The sequence below is a fragment of the Acidicapsa acidisoli genome, assembly GCF_025685625.1.
Classification (GTDB): Bacteria; Acidobacteriota; Terriglobia; order Terriglobales; family Acidobacteriaceae; genus Acidicapsa; species Acidicapsa acidisoli.
Genome location: NZ_JAGSYI010000001.1, coordinates 13,868 through 31,710, shown reverse-complemented (window position 1 = coordinate 31,710; position 17,843 = coordinate 13,868). Strand labels below are relative to the sequence as shown.

The following is a 17,843-nucleotide window of genomic DNA, read 5'->3' as shown; positions in this document are numbered from 1 at the left end:
CGCGGGACTTGTGAGATTGGGTGGTGAAACGGATAGGATCACGAGAGGCCTCTAAATTTCAGATCTAGTGCATTGCGGTTAGCGCCCCGGCGACCCGTCTCATAGAATTGCAGCATGAGAGGTGCCAGTCATGCCAGAAGTTAGCGAGAAGCAAGCCTCGAAACTCTTTGCGAACCTTCGAGAACTGCTGCCCGAGTTGGAGTCCCTATACAAGGACGTCCACTCCCATCCTGAGTTGTCCATGCGGGAGACTCGTACAGCCGGAATCGCAGCAGAACATTTGCGCAACGCTGGATACGAGGTCGCCACGGGAGTCGGGAAGACCGGCGTGGTTGGTCTTCTGCGCAATGGAGAGGGACCAACGGTCATGCTGCGTGCGGATATGGACGCATTGCCGGTGAAGGAAGCCACTGGGCTGCCCTACGCGAGCAGCGTGACAGCGACAGATGCAGAGGGAAAGACGGTTCCGGTGATGCATGCCTGTGGTCATGACATGCACGTCACATGGCTGATCGGAGCAGCCACTCTGCTTTCACGCCATCGTGATGCCTGGAGCGGCACGTTGATGCCTGTCTTTCAGCCTGCAGAAGAAACGGCAGCAGGCGCTCAGGCCATGATCGACGACAAGCTGTTTAAGCGCTTTCCCAAGCCTGACGTGGTGCTTGGGCAACATGTCATGGTCGGCTCAGCCGGCGTGCTGAGTTCGCGGCCCGGTGTTGTGACCTCTGCGGGAGACAGTCTGCGAATCCGCATGTTCGGCCGCGGGGCGCATGGCTCCATGCCGCAGGCCAGTATCGATCCGGTGGTCATGTCGGCGTCCACGGTGCTTCGTTTGCAGACGATTGTGTCTCGCGAACTTGCTCCGACTGAAGCAGCTGTGGTCACGGTGGGGTCGCTTCAGGCTGGCACCAAGGAGAATGTCATCCCCGACGAAGCGGTAATCAAATTGAACGTCCGCACTTTTGACGAGGGAGTACGCTCGCGTGTACTGGCCGCCATTGAGAGGATCGTGAATGCTGAGGCGGAGGCATCGGGCGCTCCGAAGAAGCCGGAGATTACAGTGCTTGATCGCTATTCCCTGGTGAAGAATGATCCCGAGGCGGTGAAGCGTGTGGGAGATGCATTCCGGCAGCACTTCTCTTCAGAACGCGTGCAGAGCACAGAGCCCACCAGCGCCAGCGAGGACTTCGGCTCTTTCGGTGCTGAGTGGGGTGCGCTCTCTGTTTTCTGGTTTGTCGGCGGTACTGATTCTGAGACCTATGCCAAAGCGAAGAGCGAAGGCAAGCTCGGCGAACTGCCCACGAATCACAATCCGCACTTCGCCCCGGTGATCCATCCGACTCTTGAAACCGGGGTAGAAGCACTCATAACGGCTGCAGGCGCGTGGCTGGCATCGTGAATGAACTGCTGATTCATGGAAGACAACTCGCGGGACCTGCGCTGGTGGTGCTTGACCTGCTCGGGACGTTCGTGTTCGCACTCAGTGGCGCGGCTGCCGGTGTGAAGAATAAGCTGGATTTGTTCGGCTTGACGGTGCTCGCTTTTGCAACGGGGAATGCGGGGGGCATCACTCGCGATCTTCTGATCGGGGCGGTTCCACCGGCGGCGATAGAGGACTGGCCTTATCTCGCTGTTTGTCTCGCCGCTGGTCTGGCCATGTTCTGGTGGTATCCAAGGATCGACGTGAACCGCAAACCCATTCTTCTTCTGGACGCTGCTGGGCTGGCTCTCTTTGCGGTGACGGGGACTCAGAAGGCCCTGGCCGCGGGTCTGAACCCGGCGATGGCGGCAGTGATGGGAATGCTGAGCGGTATCGGCGGCGGCATTGTTCGCGACATTCTTGTAAACGAAACGCCAACTGTGCTTCGAGCCGACCTGTACGCCGTGGCTGCATTATCGGCGGGGCTGGCAGTGGTAGGTGGTCACGCCCTCCACGTGCCGCCTTTCGCAGGCATGATCGTGGGCGCATTCCTGTGCTTGTTCCTCCGACTTATGGCCATCTTCCGAGGGTGGCATCTACCGACAGCTAGAGCCGCAGCTGGTGATGTATAAGTGACACATAGAGTGGCAAACTCGATGATCAAGCTGCTGGAAAACGAGGGAGTCTCAAATCGCGCCACGCACCTCCTATCCGTATAACCCCTTCGCTTCCTGCAGTATGTAACGGAAAACGCCGATATAGCGGGGATTCTCGCTGCACGAAAATCGCTGTCCCCCTTGGTCCGCTCAAAGGTGACGAATACCGTTACCGAATCTTTATCTACGAGAATTGGTCGGTAGGCCTAGACTGGCCGTGCGCCAGTTCTCTCTTTGCGGTTGGGAAGCCGCATCGTCCCAGGGACGCCAGCTCACTGGAGAGGAGCTGGCCGCCTCAGATCGCTCGTTTGAATTCTCGACCGACGAATTTAGCCGGGTCAACGACTTTGTCCGGCGCTCACAGATTCGATGGCATACTCAAGTTGCCTGTCCTTGTTTCCCCGTGATCCTCGCCAATCAAATTCGACCAGTTCGTCCGGTTCGATAGGCGTCCCTTCAAGAACTGAACCTCTCCACGTGTAATAAGCCCCGGTGGGTAACGCCAGGCGGAATCCTTGGCCAACCTTTACCGAGGTGGCAGAAAGAAGTCTGCCAGCGGTGTTCTCGCCGACGATCCTGGCGAGGTTGTTCTCTCGCGCAAACGCGACGATCATTTCTGCGGCGCTCGCTGTGTGGCGATCCACAAGGAGAATTACGTTTCCGTGGAAATCTCTTCGGCCCAGCCCCTCTGTTTCAAGTACGACTGGTTTATTGGTTAGCATTGCTGGCGCAAACTTCAAGGCAAGCGGCCAGAGCGCCTTCTTGGAAGCGGGGATTGCATGGAATCGTCGAAATTGTTGCTTCTCTGAATCCAGATTTGGCGTAACACGATTTCTGTCGAGTGCAAACCCTACTGGAACTCTGTCGGGCGTGAGCAGGCTCATGATACGAAGTGCGCCGATCCCTCCTCCAGTGTTCCCACGGAGGTCGATGATGAGACTGTCCATTTTCCCCAACTTCTCGATGGCACGCGTGATTTCGTTCGCCACCTCGACTCCGACCATTCCAGGGAACATCGCAACCTTCAAATAGCCCAGTCCGTTTTCCAGATGGCGCACCTCCACCAGCGTCGGCTCAACAAAATGGAGCTTCTTCCCCTTGGGCCGCGCCACATCGACCGCAACAAGGCGAATTTGATCGTCTTTACCGATAATCTCCAGTCCAGTTTGCTTTCCCATAGCGAAGACCGGATGCTCGGGCGGTGCGATCTCCCGGCCATCCACGCTGAGAAGAATGTCTCCAGGCTCGATTCCCGCGTTGGATGCCGCGCCGCCCGAGTGAACATCTTGAAATATCCATCGCTTTCCGAAGGGTGTTTCGTCGGCGAGGTACGTTGCGCTTAACGCAGCGCGGCTGGAAGCTCTGCGGGCGCTGCCGTGAAAGAAGCCCAGATGCGAGACATGCAACTCGGCCAGCAGGTCGCTCATGCATTGTTCAAAGGCGTCCGCCGTGTCGGCGGCTTCAATCAATGGCCGGTGGCGGTTCACAGCGGCCCGCCAATCGTCATCCAGCTTTTCCGGCCGATAAAATCGCTTCTCCAGAATAGCCAACACCTTTTCGAGAATAGCGTGGCGATCGCGAGCGGAAAGCTGTGGGGGTGTCGCCTGATTGGAATGATCCGTGGTCATCTCGAACTCCTGAAAGGGAGATTGCTTTCTGGCGATTGGAAGAGGTTGCCGCGGGAGTCGCCGTCGAGCACAAAGCCTGCCCAGTAGAACGGCGGATCTCCTGAATTCAGCATTTCGAGTTGCGCTTGCCGAAGAGCCTCTGCCTTTTCTTCGTGGCGACCGAGGTGGTCATAGAAGACCGTCATGAAGTGAGCGGTAGCGTGGTCTTCGAGTTCCCAAAGGGTTGATACCACGCTCTGAGATCCTGCCTCGATGAACGCATTGACGATGTTTGCCACACCTTCTTCGCCAACTGGTCCCACACCCGTGTTGCAGGCAGAGAGCGTGACGAGACTCGCATTGAGATGAAGATTCCTGATGTCTCGAATCTGGAGCAGGCCATCATCTGTTACTTGCTGTTGAGGAGCGAATACGAGGGCGGAGCGATCTGGGATTTCTGGATCGACATATCCATGAAGAGCCAGGTGGATGACGCTGGTCTGGCCCAGCGGAAGTTGCTCGAAGTTGGTCTTAGTCGCCTTGTCCCCCAGGAGAATGGCGCTTGGTTTGGGTAAATCTGCGGCAATCGTCTCGACTTCATGACGGCTCTCCGGTAGCGCAACAAGCTCTCGCCTCTCAGGCCCGGAGATAGCGCGGCGAACGGACGAAAGCAATGTGTGTGGAGGCGAATTGGTAGTCCAGGCAGCCACTCCAACATAGGGTAGATTTTCTTTTTGATTCTGCATGCGATTCTCCAGAATGTGAAGCACAGTTCCAGACGGGACCACGGATACCAGATGCGAGCTCAAAATGTATCGGCCCTTCTCTGCCAGCGCAGAGAAAGGAAGGAGGTGAAGATTTCCATCCGGCACAACGATCAAAGCCTTCTTTTCATTGAATTCAGGGATACTTCCCAGGAGCTCGTTGAACAGTTGCTGCGCCAGAGACAAATCCGTCTTCTGTTGCAGAATCTCAGTGCGGTAGGCTGATGCTCCTTGCTCCAATGCGTCCTTCGACGGCAATGTGTATCGGTGGACAGTCGTATTCGTGAGCGCGAGCGCGTAGGAATGAGGGTTGTCCAAGACGTATTCAACGAAAAGCTCCGATGGAAGGAGTTCACGCTGGAGCTGGCCAAGGTTTATCGGCTCTGGAGGTTTGTTTCGTGCTACCGAATCTGAATCGAGCTGTAGCTCTGTCTCATAGATGGAATCAAGAATGCGCTCTCTGGCCGCCGAATCGTCGGTATTGAGCAAGTCCAGGTTCAATCTCGATAATTGCTGCTCGGCAGGATTAGAGTCGTGTGGCGTGACGATCTCATGATGCGATAAGGATTGTGCCTCAACGCGTCCGCGGGCTCGCTCGATCACACGGAACGCGTCCGATGTCTTTCCTTCGTCGGATAAGAATTCAAAGTACCCGGAGTAAACTTTGCTCAGATCGGCAAGGAGCAGGCGTTCCACGGTCGGCGTCGGCACTCTGCTGAGCAGAGCGTCCAGCATATCTTCGCTCTTTTCATAGAAAGTGTTTGCTGATTTGTTGTCGCCGAGGCGAGCCATTATCTGCGCTTTGATTGCGAGATCCCTGGGGACGAAATACAGCTCATCAGGAATTTGTTCGTTGGCTGCGATGGCATCGTTTATCGCCGTCAACGCAGGCTGCAAAGCCGCTTCATGCAGGTATGCCAGCGCCAACAGACCGTCCACCTGCGTCAAGCCGCGCCAGTATGAAAGCTGTTTTGCATAGTGAACGGCCTGCTCATAGTCGGAGACTGCTTGTTCCCAATGGCCCATCCTCTCGTAGACGCCGGCCCTGGCCTGGTAAAGCTCGTAGAGGTGACCGGCAAGATGATAATCGCTCACTCGACGCAAGTCCTCTTCAGCCAATGCCAGCGCTTCTTTGTTCTCTCCGAGACCGCTAAGAGCTTCGATTTTGGCCGCGGTAGCAATCGTCGGATACGCTGCGCCGCGGGTCTTCGCGGCGACCTTGATTGCCTCATCAAGCGGCCCAAGCGCCTCCTTGTATTTGTGCAGCTCGACTAGGCCAGTGCCGTACATGCTGGCGTATCGGATATGGGCGCCAGGATCGGCGGCCTTTGCGATCATCCAGGCTCTAACGACTTTCTTTTTTGCGGTTGCAATATCGCCAAGTAAGAATGCTGCTATTCCCTGTTCGCCGGATGCTCTGGATGCGAGCAAGTAGTGGTGTTGGCGGAGTGCCAAAGTCTCCACCTCAGTCCAGGTCTTCTGCGCCATTCCCGAGTCGTAATTCACTTCGAGCATCCCGAGGATTGTCAGAATACGAAGTCGAGTCTCAGGTTCCTGAGCCTCTGGGAGCGCCAGGTCATGTATCAGCTGCGCAATTTGGGCTGGGACACTCGTTGACGATTCGCTGTGTGCCGGCATTTCGCTGACACGCGCGTAGAGTGCCTTCGAGAGCTGATGTTTTTGTATGAATTGAACCTCAGCTTGTTTGTAGAGAGGTTCCGCCCCTATCCAGCTATTTAGCCACGACATCTCGTCGGCTCGCTCAAGGAGCGCCTCTGGAGAGGCAGGATTCCTCCAGCGGAGGACTTGGCACCCAACGACACCCAACAGGACGGCCAACAGCAAACCGGAAGCGATGCGAAGGGAGGGGAGACGATCCGCATAGCAACCCGCTACTTAATTGATAATATTGCCAGAATCCGAGAATCAGATCAATCCCTCGGTCCTGACGCCAGGCAACGGTTTGCTTGTTCTCTTCTTTTCAAGCTCGTTTTGAATTTCACTTCCTTCGTTAGCGACACCCGGTGCGTCGCAGATTTGAAGTCGATCCTCGCCTCTGAGAACGCTCCTGCACTGTGGAGGAAATGGATCGCGGATCGTGCCGAATGCTAGGATGAAGCCATTGGATTGATGACCCATTCCCTTCTCACACGGCCGGATGGCTACGACGAGTTCCTCCAGAATTTGAAGCAGCGGATTCGAACTGCTCAAGTGAAAGCAGTCTTCGCTGTAAACCGTGAACTCGTTCTGCTTTACTGGCAAATTGGCCGCGAAATCCTCTATCGTCAACGCGAGGCGGGGTGGGGCGCAAAGGTGGTTGAACACCTTGCGGCTGATTTGCATCGCGAATTTCCGGGAATGAGTGGTTTTTCGAGAACAAATCTGCTCTACATGAGAGCATTGGCAGAAGCGTGGCCGGAGGAGCTATTTGTCCAACAGGTTGTTGGACAAATCCCCTGGGGACACAACCTCCGCATTCTGGATCTCGTGAAAACGCCCGTGGAGCGCCAGTGGTACATTCGTCGTGCAATTGAGCACGGCTGGAGCCGAAATGTACTTGTCCATCAGATAGAGAGCGGTCTTTACCGCAGGCAAGGCAAAGCACAGACCAACTTCCAAGCCACCCTACCAGCGCCGCAGTCCGAACTCGCACAGCAAACGTTGAAGGACCCATACAACTTCGACTTTCTTACTCTCACTGAGGATGCGAGAGAGAAAGAACTGGAAGCGGGCCTACTGGACCACCTGCGCAAATTCCTCCTTGAACTCGGCGTCGGTTTCGCCTTTGTGGGCAGCCAATATCCACTTGAGTTGGGCGGAGAAGATTTCAAACTAGACCTCCTCTTCTACCACATTAGACTGCGCTGCTTTGTCGTGATCGACCTGAAGATGGGACCGTTCAAGCCTGAGTACGCTGGCAAAATGAATTTCTATTTGGCGGCAATCGACGATCTTCTACGTCATAAGGACGACCAACCCAGCATCGGTATCATTCTGTGTAAATCAAAGAATGCGGTCATCGCCGAATACGCGCTTCGTGAGGCGACTAGACCCATCGGTGTATCGGCTTATCGCCTGACCACAAGCCTACCCACAAACCTGCGCGGGAATCTCCCTACCATTAAAGAACTGGAAGCAGAACTCAAAAGGAGCAAGACAAAAAGGCCGAAGAAGCTTCTCCCCTAATAGTCCAACAAGCTGTTGGACTATTAGGGGAGAAGACCGCTCAAGCTATGGCTCTCAATCTTCGAGCTTTATGAAAGTGCATGGAAAAGATAAGCCATCCTTGGGTCAGGATGGCCTTGCCCGTCGGGTGGGTCAAGACGGGCGCTCCTGCCCCGTGCAGGAGCATCGAACAAGGGTGGGAAGACGGGCAGGCGGGCGCAAAAAATGCGGAGCCTGTGTTTGCAGGCCCCGCGCAAGTGTTTCCCTTTGATTGAGGATTAGGCCGCTGTGGACTTCTTCGCCGTCTTTGCCTGTTGCTTGGCTGGCGGCTTCGGCGTGGCCTTCTTCGCAGCCTTCGCCTTGTCCTTCGCTGCGAATTCCTGCTTGACTTTCGCGGCGATCGCGTCGGTAACTACCGGGAATGGAACCATAGGGAAGATGTATTGGACTGTTCAACTCGGATCAATCAGGCTCACGACAGCACCAGTGTGAGGTTCCGTATGCCTAAGAGAAGTTTGATACCGACAAGATCGACAACGGAACGCGCGATTGATATTGAACCCCTGTATGACAGCCATGAGGTTGCAGTCCAGTGCAGGGTATCAGAGAAGAGTCTTCACCGCTGGGCTCGTAAGGGTTTGATCCCGGCGGTGAAATGCGGAAGGCTCTGGCGGTTCCGAAAATCCACCATTGAAGAATGGCTCAATTCACAGATGGCTAGCTAGTCGGCGTGAGGCAGGATGGACTACGCTAGAAGTGGGCCATCCGTTTCCGCTTTCAGGAGATTCATCATGAAGCGGATTCGTTTTCAGCAAGGTTCATTGAGGCTCTACGAGCGCGCGGCTGGCGATCGAGCTTGGGAGTACCGTTGGTACGAAACACAACTTGACGGTACACGCAGGCGTCGCAGCTCCTTAATCGGGTCTCTTCAAGAGTACCCGACTGAGGCCGCTGCACAGAAAGCGGTTGCAGCTCTTAGGGTAAACATCAACGCAGAAACCCCACGAACACAAATTGACGCGATTAGCTTCAGCACGCTGACGCAGCACTACCGCGAAAAGGAGATGTGCGAGGGCGCGGGAAAGACGTTCGCTACGATTCGGACGAACGAGGGCTACCTGAATCTGTGGGTACTTCCACGATGGGCTTCGTATCGTCTAAAGGACGTAAAGGCTGTTGCCGTTGAGGAGTGGCTTCGATCTCTTCCTCTGGCAAATGGCAGTAAGGCAAAAATTCGAAATCTGATGCACGCAATTTTCAATCACGCTGTCCGTTGGGAGTGGCACGATAGGAATCCCATTACGCAAGTGCGCCAAAGCGCCAAGCGTCAGAGAATCCCTGTCGTGTTGAACATTGAGCAGCTCAAGTCGCTGCTTGAATACCTCAAGGAGCCGGGCAAGACAGCCGTGCTCCTAGACATTCTCACCGGGCTGCGCATCAGCGAGTTGCTCGCTTTGAAATGGTCGGACGTGAATTTCGAGAAACTCGAACTGAACGTCACTCGTTCGATCGCGCTTCAACGCGTTGGCCCTTGCAAGACAGAAGCATCACAAAAGCCCGTCCCGCTCGATCCTGAGCTGGCCGGAGCTCTGCTGATGTGGCGCAGGCAGTCTCCTTACCCGATGGACGACGACTGGCTATTCGCCAGTCCGGCGAGCAAGGGACAGCTTCCGTACTGGTCCTTCTCGCTTTTCCGCGTGTACGTTCGACCGGCACTCAAAGCGGCCGAGATTACCGGTAAGGTCGGTTGGCACACGTTCCGCCACTCCTACGCGACGATTCTCAAGTCGCACGGGGAGGATGTGAAGACGGTGCAAGAATTGATGCGGCACGCCAACAGCAGCGTGACATTGAATCTCTATGCTCAAGCGGTGACGGACATCAATCGCAGCGCGCAGAGCAAAGTGGCAAGGCTGGTTTTTGGACAGGAAAGTGAGAGTCCAAAGTGACCGGCGTCTTATTGGACGTTATCGGACGGTGATAAAAATGGGGAATTGCTTGTAAGTCGTTTAATTTGTTGGCGTCCCCGACGGGATTTGAACCCGTGTTATCGCCGTGAAAGTGGCTGGCTGCCTGGTAAGTGATTGAAAACAGGCGGCACGGATAGCGCACCAGGCCACTTTCAGGCACCCTCGGAGCCGCTTATCGGACGTCTATTGGAACAATGCTGCGTGGTGCTCGGGAGCCACGAACCATGGAACCGACGCACGAAACGATCCTCGCCTCATTGGCGCAAAAGCCACCCCGCTCGAAGCTTGAGCCCCACCGTGAACTGATCCGAGAGCTGCGCCGCAAGGGGCGCACCTATCGCGAAGTTGCTCGGCTCTTCCATGAACGGTTGGGACTGTATGTCGCACCCAGCACCTTGCACTCCTTTGTGAAGGTTCGGGCCAAGCATCGCAAACGCGAACAGTTTGAGCTGCCACCCGCCATAGCTACCTCCGCTCCCGCGGTTGCGTTCGACTCGATTGCAGCACTGCGGGCCAAGGGTTCGGAGCCCAATCCGAAAACGCGCTTTGTCTTCCAGGAAAATGAGCCGCTCAAGCTCACTGGGCAGGGAGGGGAACGATGACCGCCAGCAAGCGGGTTGTTTTCACGATGGGTGGCAAAGGTGGAGTTGGAAAGACCGGCTTCATGCTTGCTTTGGCGGAGTGGTTTGAAGCGAACGAGATTCCGGTCACACTGCTTGATCTCGATACGGAGAACAAGGCTCGCGGATCCCTGAAGCATTTCTTTAATGGCTCCGTCACCAAAGTCAACATACATACGCCGGCGGGCCTCGATGCCTTCGTCGATCACCTCGAAGGTGGCGCGCCGATCATCCTTGCCGACATGGGTGCGGGAGCGGGCCAAGTGGCCGCTGATTGGTTTGATTCGATGTATGAGGACATTGCCGCTGCTGGCGTCGCGTTCACCGCGGTGGGGGTGGTAACCCCGGATCCGGCCAGCGTGGAAAGCATCTTAGCCTGGGCCAGTCGCTTGCAGGATCGGGTCTCCTATGTCGTTGTCGAGAATGCGACGAGTGCTCTGGCGGACTTCACCTACTGGAAGTCAACCGAACAAGCACAGCGGTTCCGCGAAGCCTTTTGTCCGGCCATTCTCGGGATGGAGTTTAGGCTAGCGGAACTCGAGAATCCTCTTCGCCAGCATGGTGTGCAACTGGGTCATGTAGCCGATCGGAAGGTGCATGTCGATGAACTCAAGCGTGCGTCACTTGTCATGCGTGCGCAAAGTTACCGGCGGCGACTCTTTTCCGAATTCGACCGCGCGCGGGAGGTCTTTCTCCCATGAGCATGACTCCGGCTTTCGTACCCGAGGCGAGTGAGCCAACCTTATTCGATTCACTCGCCCGACTTGTCCCAGTTGATCTGCAGGCTGCTTATTATCGCGTGCTGGCTCACACTCGTGAACTCAGCCCGGACGATGAGATGTTGCGCATTCTGGAAGCGATGGGCGTGCTTGCACTCTTGACGCGCGGAACGCCGTTGGCAATGGCGGAAGAGCGAGAGCGTATGGAGAAGGTGCTCGCGCACTACGAGCATTGCGCACAGGAGACTCAGGAAAAGATGCTCACACATCGAAATGGCTTGGAGGCACGGATAGCTTTGCTGCCTAAAGAAGTCGAACGTTCCCTCAACCCCTCCGAGCTAGCCAGGTTTCTCGGCGAAAGCCTCCGCCAGCAATTTTTGCAAACGGGTCTTCCGAAGACAGCCGAAGCCCTTCAGGCGAGCACGGAAATGATGGTTGGAGCGCAGGAGATTCTGTCGGCAGCCATCGATAAACTCTGCGACCACCGCTACGGGGTGCTAGCGCAGGTTGAGTCCGCCAACCGACTCTTTGGCCATTCGCTTGAGAGATGGGCGAAGAAGATCGATGACCTGTTGCTTGAAGTGAGACACGACATTCTTCGCACCTGGATTCCCATGATTTGCGCTGCGACTTTGGTCGTTGGCTTGGTATGCGGAGCAGGTATCCAAAGCTGGCGAGATACACAGTCCAGTGACGCATCTGTTTCTCCACCAGTAGCTGCGCAGGTTGATGCCGTCCCTAAATCGAAAAATCCATCGGTCAGCAATCATGGAAAACTGAATCCGCCGACTAAATCAGGATCTTTGAGATCGGTTGGACCATAAAAATTGCAACGCCTCTTAGCTATCATGGGAAATCTACTCATGCAAGAAAGCACGACGCCAGCCTTTTCAGGGCCCCCTACCAATGGACCTAAGTGGCTTATAATCAGCAGACCAGATTGATACGAAAGACGTTAGACAGCGCCGCTTTAGAATCGTTGGGGATCATTGGGCTGGTTTGCTCCCCAGGTCAATCGAAGTGAAGTAGTGAGAATTTCGCCGGGAAAAGACGCATGGCGCAAGGAGAGGTCGGAACCTCCTCTTGCGCCATCCACGTTCTTCGATCATGTAAGGTTTCCAGAGTCAGCGAAGCTCTTCCATTCACTGACCGCCAGGTGTCGCCACCGGTTCCTGCATTGACTGAGCCTTGCTCTCCTGCCAGCGTTTGATAAGCTCCGCGCGGTTCTTTCGCAGATCTTGACGGCTGCGTACAGTCGGGTAAGGTACCTTGTCACCCATCGTTCCCTGCCACAAGACACGGTTGAATGCGTCGGAATCGACTCGGTCCGCATCGGAGAAATCAAAGCCCTTGGTATTGGCAGCCCACCATGCAGCGTCATGCAGCGGCAGTACAGCTGCGCTGATCTGGGCTCCCGGTGTGGCGCATGCCGGAACCAAATTCGGATCGACCGGCGCTGCGCAGAGATCCCCTGGGATGATTGCCGAGTAGGGAGTGAAATCCGGCTTTTTTGTGAACAAGTCCGCCATGGGCGCGGCGTCCGCATCCCGGAAATTGAGATGGTGGATGTCCATCAGGTCTTCGATGGTGCGCAGGACATTAATCGTGTTGTAGTTCGTTGAGATGGTGACGCCGCGCTTGCTGTAGGGCGAGATAACGTACGCGAAGGAGCGATGAGAGTCGACGTGATCCGAACCATTCTGGGCGTCGTCTTCAAGAATGAAGATGGCTGTGTCCTGCCAGTACTGAGAGTGGCTGATGATGTCTGCCACTCGGCCGATGGCGTAGTCGTTATCCGAAATCTGCAGCTCTGCGCTTCCCAGCCCTGCAATCGCCGTGCCGAAGCTGCCGTTGTGGTCGTGAGGCAAACGAAGCAACGTGAGGTTGGGCAAGCCGTTCACACCCATATCTCTTTGCCACTCGTTGACCAGATAGGTATCGGCATTGTTCTGGTCGAATCCTCGGTAGTAAATGTCCGTCAATCCTAGCAATGCTGGCTGTTCTTCGATAGCCTGCGGAATTTTCGCCTCAAAAGGAGTCGGCGAAATGGGGATGTAGGTCGGGACGTGGGGATCGAGTTTGGTCGGATCACCGCCGCTGCTGATGTAGTAGGACTGATCGAGGAAGAAGCCGTAATTGCGCACGGTCTTGTGAGCGCGCAATGCCGAATCCCACAGATAGCCACCGACCTTCTCCGCATCGACATCATCGTTGGCGCCTTCCGGGCTGTCCACGTTCTTGGTCCCGGGAAGGATGTTCGAGCTGCCGGTAGGATCGAGAAGCGTGAGCAGGCGTTCATTCAAAGGCGAGGGGTCCTTGGCGAACTCCGGCAGGCCGACACCGATGAAGCGATTAGTGCCCTCGGAGTCGGTCGTGACTCCGCCCCCGCCATTGCCGTAATTTACCGCAACGGTCTTCTCGTTATAGTCGGTTGAGTGACCATAGGTGGACCAATCCCAGCCGACTCCGCTCACTTCGCCTGTGGCATAGAAGTTATCGAGAAGGCCAAAAGTAAGAGCGAGGCTGTGGTGGTTGGGCGATACAGGTTGCGGCCACTGGTTAAGCGTAGGGTCGCCGTTCCCGTGTTCCAGATCACCGAGCATCTGGTCGTAGGTCTTGTTCTCTTTAATGATGTAGATGATGTGGTTGATCTTGTGCTGCAGGTAGGCCATGGTGGGGTCATTGCGGCGATTGGCCAAGCCGTTGTTGCGGTTTACCTGCTCTGTGAGTTCCCCGAGTTGGCCGCGGTTCGGTACGGGAATGGTGTTGAGTTGCGCTTTTTCCAGAGGATAGGAGCGCTGCGTAAGAAATTGAGGATTGGCAGCGGCGTTGCCCGGATTGGGGCCGGAGTTGCTCTTGAACGTGGACACGTAGAGCGTGGAACCGCTCGCACCCACCGAAACCGATGTCGGGTACCAGCCCGTTGGAATACGTCCCTCCAGTTCACCACTCCACAGGTTCACAACCGCGACCGAGTTCTCTGTTGCGAGCGTGACGTACAACGTGTTGCCATCAGGACTGATTGTGGCGGAATTGGCATTCAGTCCCTTGTATCGGTCTCCCGGCCGTGAGAGCTCCAACGTTCTCTCGACTCGATTGGTTGCAGTGTCGACCACCGAAATCGTGTCACTGTTCCCGTTCACAACATAGAGTCTGCTCTGATCGCCGGAAAGCACCATGCGGTTTGGCTGACTGCCCACAGCAATCGAAGAGAACTTGCCAGTCTTGACGTCGACGGCCATCACTTGGTCGTCGCGCAGGCTGGTCACATAGGCTGTCCGAGCGGCGCCGTCATGGTCGCTCAATATCGCTACATCGTAGGGATATTCTCCCTGAGCGATAGTATCTCCTGGGTTGAAGAAGTGGACTTCCCGAATAGGAGTCCGGCTGGGTGTGTCCACGATCGACAAGGAATCGTTCTCGAAGTTAGCGGCAGCAAGCGTTTTCCCGTCACGGCTAACGGCAATGCCAGCGACCACTGCGCCTCTCACCAGGGCCGGCGCCGCTGCAGCAGCCCGGGTTCCCTTGAGCAGGCTGCCATCGTAATTGGGAATTGGCGCAGTCTGATTCGAGTTGTGGCCTAGAAGGATGAACGGCGCATCGGGCACATACTGGCCGCCGGTTAGCTTGTAGACATAGATCCGATCGTCGTCTCCTGCGGAAACATAGAAACGCGAGCCATCAGGGGCCCAGGTTAGACCACTGAACGTATTAGGCAGGCTGATTTGTTGCTGCTTGGTGGCGATTCCGTGATTGTTAAGATGGAAGACGAAGACCCACTCATCATTTCCGGTTGTGCCTGCTGCCATCCCCGTGACAGGGTTGAGGGTTGGAAAGGTAATGGGCGTGTCGTCAGGCTGGTCGTTATTCCTGTTCCAGCCGCTGGTTAGAACCAGCAGAGTCTTGCCATCCGGACTGAGTGCGGTGTTTACAGCTTCTGAGGCATCGGCGTTTCCGTCCGCGCGGAGCCCCGTAGCCAGAACTTGAATGGTTGCGCCGATTGCAGCCGTGGGGGTGATGAACTGACCCGTCGGTAGAAGAGAGCGATCGTTGTAGTTACCAACGGGCAGAGTAGTCGTGCGTTCGTTCCTGTCTTGCTCGTCATGAATTTGACCTGCATTGGCGACAAGCGGCATCAGGGAGAGTACCGCGAGGGATGCGATGGAACGGATTGGACTCATCATGCGTCCGTTCTACATCTCCTTCCGACGGGCAGTTGTCATGGTTCGGTGAACACGATGTCAAATCGTTTAAACCATTGGGATGTTGACAATTGCCGTCGTGCCGGGGTTCACAAGGTTTTCTGGTTAGAGGGCCAAAATGCCGCCACGCCCACTCTCCCTGGCGAGCGATGTTCCCAGATTGTTCGAAATCGTCAGAGCAGATTGAGGATCATTAATTGCATGTAATTTCCGCATGAGATCATCTCTCGGGCCCTTGTATTCAAACGCATCTCGAATATCAGCCGAACACTTCCGGATTCCGTTCGAAATTGTTCGATTTATGTTCAGATCGGTAACTGCAGCGTTGTTTTCCTAAGCCGCGAGGCTTAGGGATGGTGTCTCTCTCTCTCTCTCTCTCTCTAGCTCTGTCCAGCACACACTCTCTCTGGAACATGCGTAGCGAGAAGGTACTTCGGCCTAGAGCGCAAATCGCAGACGAAAGAATTTCTATCACCGGAGTTCAACGCTACGTTTGCGCAATGCTTATAGCCGGTAACTTCGAGGTCTTCCCATCGTATGGGGACTTGTCGACTGCAGTCTCGGAATCTTCGGTGGGATACCGCAGAGTAGAAGACGCAGATTCGTCTGAATAATTGGTCATCGATACGCCTGGCTGCAGTAGAGTGGCTCCAACTTCGGTCGGGCCTGATGCTCAGAATCAGATTTCAGTGCTTTAAATCAGCGATGCTCCCCCATTTCAAGCTACCCGATGGCAGCCTTTGGCCTCAATCTATTCACTGGCACCTCTTCTGCGAGGATTCGTTGCAGGGTTCTACGAGACCCGATCAGCGTTTGATGAAGCATCGACTGGAGACTCGCTGAGAAATTGCACCCGGGGCGGAAGGCCCTGATCGACACGGTCGGCTTCTTGCCTTCGCACTTCGAGATACGCATCCTCTGGATCCCGAAGCTTCAGCTGTTCCTTCCTCCACAGCCGTTCAAAGAGCCATTCATCCGTCATTTCGACTTCGTTCATGTATTCCGTGATGCCTTGAGAAGTCTCGGAACGGACCATCTGAATCAAAGACTGACGGTAGTCATGCGATTCTCGATCGATTCCGAAGCGTTTGCTCGCGTCTTCAAGCAAATCGATGAGCTTTTGGCAATAAAGATTGATCAGGTAAAGCGTCTCATAGACCGGAAACCGCAAGGGCTGCGTACCTTCGCCGGCATGCAGCATGGCAGTTTGCCACATCCGTTCTCGTTCATCGGATTCGGATCGGTCGCGGAAAAGCTCTAAAAAGAAAGGATTTGTTTCACAGCCGCTAGCACGGCTATGTTTAAAGACAGCCATATAGTCGCCTTTCGTGAGAAGGTGATGTCGTGTGCATTTTGGACGCGCAGAAATTTCGCGGCAGAATTGCGTTGCCGATGACTAAACCACTTCGAGTAGTACTCGAAGCCACACTCAAGAAGAACAATAACAGAAGTACTTGACTATGACAAGCACAAATGAGCATTCGCTTGAAGATTACATTTCTCAAGCTGAGGCCGCTCGTATTCGCGGTGTGTCGAAACAAGCGATCGGCGATTTGATCAGGCGGGGACGGTTGACCGCGGTTTCCGTCGGCGGCAGGAAGCTAGTTTTACGCTCAGAAGTGGAAGCTTTCGTTTCGATGCCCAAGTTGGGCCGTCCTCCAAAAAGGAAATCCGCTAAAAAGACAGGCAAACACGCGAAGTCGAAGAAATAAGAGTCGTAGTTAGTTTCGGTTCATCGACTCGATGCTGCCACCAATGAGCGTAAGTTGCTGAGCGAGCAGCAAATCAAACGATGGGCACTAGGGTGTTGTTCTATGGAGTTCCCGAAGCGCAGACCGTAAATGGCGCGATTGTGCACCCTGGCCTGTATCGAGGACGTTTTCATGATTCTCTTCGCGGTGCCTGGTACGGGGGCATAAAGCTTGAGACTTAGGTACGAGAAGTGGTCACCGCTAACGTCGCTTCTTAAAAGATGCACGTATTAGCGAACGACTGAGTTCCGGGTTTGCTGGCTAATTTCTCAGGCCAGTTTCATGTTTTGGACAAGAACGAAAAAGAGTAGCTTCTTCGACCCGAGCGGGTTTCGCAGTGCTATGGGGCATCGTAGGCACTAGCAGATTTGCTCTTTGTATCAGATCAAATAGAACCGCCTGCTCCGGCGTTGGGCATCCCAGGCGAGGGGATTGCCTGCTTCCACCCTGAGTGTCTTCCATCCTCGCCGCGGCAAAGCCTATAGCATCGCTGTAGCGGCAGACAGCGAAGAGATCAAGGCAACGTAACTGATCCGCTAGATGGCCGGATAGGTCGAAACGGATTCGAGGCTCTCTAGGCAGCCGGCACTTGCTTGGCAATCCAGTGATCGATATCTGTACGCCGAAATCGCCAGAGTTTTCCAACGCGAACTGCCGGCATCTGTCCTCTCCTCGCCATACGCTGCAGTGTCTTCGGGTGGATCAGAAGAATGGCTGAAGCTTGGAGGCTGTCGAGCAGCGGTTCGGCTGGGGCTGGACGTTGATCGTAGCGCACAGAAGAAGGATTGCGTTCTTCCTCGGAAATGTGAGAAAAGGAACTGACGGACATGGTCATCACCTCATTCCTCAGGCTGCCCGAGTACGCCAAAGTCGTCCAATACTTCTTATTTATCACCCGATCGCTCCCAGTTATCGGCCTCACTTAAACCCTTAAAACTCAATAAGAAGGACTTTGTCGTACCGAGGTTG

At 55.2% G+C, this 17,843-nt stretch carries 15 protein-coding genes; 9 read left to right on the top strand and 6 right to left on the bottom strand.

What is annotated here, in order from left to right; genetic code table 11:
- Positions 1–130 precede the first annotated feature (130 nt).
- Positions 131–1,399, top strand: a complete 1,269-nt coding sequence (locus tag OHL23_RS00125; protein ID WP_263349707.1) for a M20 family metallopeptidase — start codon at positions 131–133, stop codon at positions 1,397–1,399.
- On the top strand, positions 1,396–2,052 hold the full coding sequence (locus tag OHL23_RS00120) for a trimeric intracellular cation channel family protein (RefSeq protein ID WP_263349706.1): 657 nt from the start codon (positions 1,396–1,398) through the stop codon (positions 2,050–2,052). Before OHL23_RS00125 ends, OHL23_RS00120 begins: the two co-directional genes overlap by 4 nt.
- 362 nt (positions 2,053–2,414) lie before the next feature.
- On the opposite strand, the gene OHL23_RS00115 is transcribed toward OHL23_RS00120, so the two are convergent.
- Positions 2,415–3,704, bottom strand: coding sequence for a S41 family peptidase (locus OHL23_RS00115; protein ID WP_263349705.1), 1,290 nt, complete (start codon positions 3,702–3,704; stop codon positions 2,415–2,417).
- Positions 3,701–6,196: a CHAT domain-containing protein gene (locus OHL23_RS00110; protein WP_263349704.1), complete on the bottom strand. Its 2,496-nt coding sequence runs from the start codon at positions 6,194–6,196 to the stop codon at positions 3,701–3,703. The genes OHL23_RS00115 and OHL23_RS00110 overlap by 4 nt, the downstream gene beginning before the upstream one ends.
- Before the next feature lie 381 nt (positions 6,197–6,577).
- Between OHL23_RS00110 and OHL23_RS00105 the strand changes: the two genes are divergently transcribed.
- Entirely contained in the window at positions 6,578–7,633 is a 1,056-nt protein-coding gene (locus OHL23_RS00105; RefSeq protein WP_263349703.1) for a PDDEXK nuclease domain-containing protein, read from the top strand.
- A 257-nt stretch (positions 7,634–7,890) separates the two neighbouring features.
- Here the strand turns inward: OHL23_RS00105 and OHL23_RS00100 are convergent, their stop codons facing one another.
- Positions 7,891–8,043, bottom strand: coding sequence for a hypothetical protein (locus OHL23_RS00100; protein ID WP_263349702.1), 153 nt, complete (start codon positions 8,041–8,043; stop codon positions 7,891–7,893).
- Between the two features lie 69 nt (positions 8,044–8,112).
- Between OHL23_RS00100 and OHL23_RS28605 the strand changes: the two genes are divergently transcribed.
- The 5 genes from OHL23_RS28605 (at position 8,113) to OHL23_RS00080 (ending at position 11,745) form a co-directional block, all read left to right on the top strand.
- Positions 8,113–8,337 carry a helix-turn-helix domain-containing protein gene (locus OHL23_RS28605; RefSeq protein WP_396127244.1) on the top strand — a complete coding sequence of 75 codons (225 nt, stop codon included), beginning with the start codon at positions 8,113–8,115 and terminating at the stop codon, positions 8,335–8,337.
- Positions 8,338–8,403: 66 nt separating this feature from the next.
- Positions 8,404–9,561 carry a tyrosine-type recombinase/integrase gene (locus OHL23_RS00095; protein WP_263349701.1) on the top strand — a complete coding sequence of 386 codons (1,158 nt, stop codon included), beginning with the start codon at positions 8,404–8,406 and terminating at the stop codon, positions 9,559–9,561.
- A 245-nt stretch (positions 9,562–9,806) separates the two neighbouring features.
- A complete protein-coding gene (locus tag OHL23_RS00090; protein ID WP_263349700.1) occupies positions 9,807–10,184 on the top strand; it encodes a hypothetical protein in 378 nt (125 codons plus the stop codon).
- Complete coding sequence (locus tag OHL23_RS00085; protein ID WP_263349699.1) at positions 10,181–10,903, top strand: nucleotide-binding protein; 723 nt, start codon at positions 10,181–10,183, stop codon at positions 10,901–10,903. The genes OHL23_RS00090 and OHL23_RS00085 overlap by 4 nt, the downstream gene beginning before the upstream one ends.
- Positions 10,900–11,745, top strand: coding sequence for a hypothetical protein (locus OHL23_RS00080; RefSeq protein WP_263349698.1), 846 nt, complete (start codon positions 10,900–10,902; stop codon positions 11,743–11,745). Before OHL23_RS00085 ends, OHL23_RS00080 begins: the two co-directional genes overlap by 4 nt.
- A 318-nt stretch (positions 11,746–12,063) precedes the next feature.
- Here OHL23_RS00080 and OHL23_RS00075 read toward each other — a convergent pair whose 3' ends face one another.
- Entirely contained in the window at positions 12,064–15,105 is a 3,042-nt protein-coding gene (locus OHL23_RS00075; protein WP_263349697.1) for a bifunctional YncE family protein/alkaline phosphatase family protein, read from the bottom strand.
- A gap of 811 nt (positions 15,106–15,916) precedes the next feature.
- Positions 15,917–16,339 carry a hypothetical protein gene (locus OHL23_RS00070; RefSeq protein ID WP_263349696.1) on the bottom strand — a complete coding sequence of 141 codons (423 nt, stop codon included), beginning with the start codon at positions 16,337–16,339 and terminating at the stop codon, positions 15,917–15,919.
- 244 nt (positions 16,340–16,583) lie between these two features.
- On the opposite strand from OHL23_RS00070, the gene OHL23_RS00065 reads away from it, so the two are divergent.
- On the top strand, positions 16,584–16,835 hold the full coding sequence (locus tag OHL23_RS00065; RefSeq protein WP_263349695.1) for a helix-turn-helix domain-containing protein: 252 nt from the start codon (positions 16,584–16,586) through the stop codon (positions 16,833–16,835).
- 613 nt (positions 16,836–17,448) lie between these two features.
- Here OHL23_RS00065 and OHL23_RS00060 read toward each other — a convergent pair.
- The gene (locus OHL23_RS00060; protein WP_263349694.1) at positions 17,449–17,769 is read right to left on the bottom strand and encodes a helix-turn-helix domain-containing protein; all 321 of its coding nucleotides are present in this window, start codon (positions 17,767–17,769) and stop codon (positions 17,449–17,451) included.
- Between the last annotated feature and the right edge of the window lie 74 nt (positions 17,770–17,843).

Coding starts and splice junctions, on each gene's coding strand:
- OHL23_RS00125 (WP_263349707.1), top strand. CDS start 131: ATGCCAGAAGTTAGCGAGAAGCAAGCCTCGAAACTCTTTGCGAACCTT.
- OHL23_RS00115 (WP_263349705.1), bottom strand. CDS start 3,704: ATGACCACGGATCATTCCAATCAGGCGACACCCCCACAGCTTTCCGCT.
- OHL23_RS00110 (WP_263349704.1), bottom strand. CDS start 6,196: ATGTCGTGGCTAAATAGCTGGATAGGGGCGGAACCTCTCTACAAACAA.
- OHL23_RS00105 (WP_263349703.1), top strand. CDS start 6,578: ATGACCCATTCCCTTCTCACACGGCCGGATGGCTACGACGAGTTCCTC.
- OHL23_RS00100 (WP_263349702.1), bottom strand. CDS start 8,043: ATGGTTCCATTCCCGGTAGTTACCGACGCGATCGCCGCGAAAGTCAAG.
- OHL23_RS28605 (WP_396127244.1), top strand. CDS start 8,113: ATGCCTAAGAGAAGTTTGATACCGACAAGATCGACAACGGAACGCGCG.
- OHL23_RS00095 (WP_263349701.1), top strand. CDS start 8,404: ATGAAGCGGATTCGTTTTCAGCAAGGTTCATTGAGGCTCTACGAGCGC.
- OHL23_RS00090 (WP_263349700.1), top strand. CDS start 9,807: ATGGAACCGACGCACGAAACGATCCTCGCCTCATTGGCGCAAAAGCCA.
- OHL23_RS00085 (WP_263349699.1), top strand. CDS start 10,181: ATGACCGCCAGCAAGCGGGTTGTTTTCACGATGGGTGGCAAAGGTGGA.
- OHL23_RS00080 (WP_263349698.1), top strand. CDS start 10,900: ATGAGCATGACTCCGGCTTTCGTACCCGAGGCGAGTGAGCCAACCTTA.
- OHL23_RS00075 (WP_263349697.1), bottom strand. CDS start 15,105: ATGATGAGTCCAATCCGTTCCATCGCATCCCTCGCGGTACTCTCCCTG.
- OHL23_RS00070 (WP_263349696.1), bottom strand. CDS start 16,339: ATGTGGCAAACTGCCATGCTGCATGCCGGCGAAGGTACGCAGCCCTTG.
- OHL23_RS00065 (WP_263349695.1), top strand. CDS start 16,584: ATGACAAGCACAAATGAGCATTCGCTTGAAGATTACATTTCTCAAGCT.